The organism is uncultured Aggregatibacter sp. (genome assembly GCF_901873365.1).
Taxonomy (GTDB): Bacteria; Pseudomonadota; Gammaproteobacteria; order Enterobacterales; family Pasteurellaceae; genus Aggregatibacter.
The window spans coordinates 1-821 of record NZ_CABFLM010000021.1 but is presented as its reverse complement, the minus strand read 5'-3'; the positions used below and the strand labels follow the sequence as shown (position 1 = coordinate 821).

Here is an 821-nt window from a genome sequence, read left to right as displayed (position 1 = left end):
CACAAGCCCCTTGCTCGTTATTATTACAGGCTTTCGTTAGCCATTTTTTTGCCTGTTGACGATCTTTTTTTACCCCTCCTAACCCGTTTAAGTAAAACATTCCTAAAGCTCTCTGCGCTTGAACGCTCCCATTATCTACAGCCTTGCGAGCCCATTTTAGAGCCTCTTTAAGATTTATATCCAAATACAAGTTAACCAGCGCCTCTTGAGCTTTCAAATTACCAGCTTCTGCGACTTTTAAGCAAACTTCAATCGCTTCATTAACCTCATCAATACTATTAGCAGTTACCGCAGCAACAACACACTTTGCCTCCTCCGGCGTCCCCTTACCTTGTTTATTGTTTGCGCTCGCAGTAACGCACAAAAGCAAACCACTAAAAAGGATTGACATTGTAGTTGTTTTAATTAATTTCATTAGATAGATCCTCACAGTTGTAAATTAATCATTCCTTGTCTGGCTTTTTGTTTAACAAGGTGTTTTGTTAGGTCTATCAAGACCTAACAACAAGCATTATAATGCTTCGCCATGGTTAAAAAAGAATCAACCCAATAATAAGAAAAACGAGAAAATAGAGGATAGAAATAAGCCCAACTTTGGCTCACTTTTACGCTTATAAAAAAGTGCGGTCAGTTTTTGTAAAGATTTTATAACATATATAAATCATACTATAAAGGATAGCGCGCAGTTTTTAACGTGCGCTTTTTTCTTCATTGATTAAATTTTTCTTCCATTATCGTCTCATCTTCCCAACTCCAAATAAAATTTAATACCTCGTTATGTTTGCAATAATTTAACAAATGAGAATAGCTCTCAATTAATC

Annotated in this window: 1 protein-coding gene; it reads right to left on the bottom strand. The window is 36.1% G+C overall.

The window, feature by feature from the left end; genetic code table 11:
- Positions 1–415 (bottom strand): tetratricopeptide repeat protein (locus tag QZ106_RS00415; RefSeq protein ID WP_295972851.1); only part of this gene is annotated, 415 nt, incomplete at its 3' end.
- Positions 416–821: the final 406 nt, after the last annotated feature.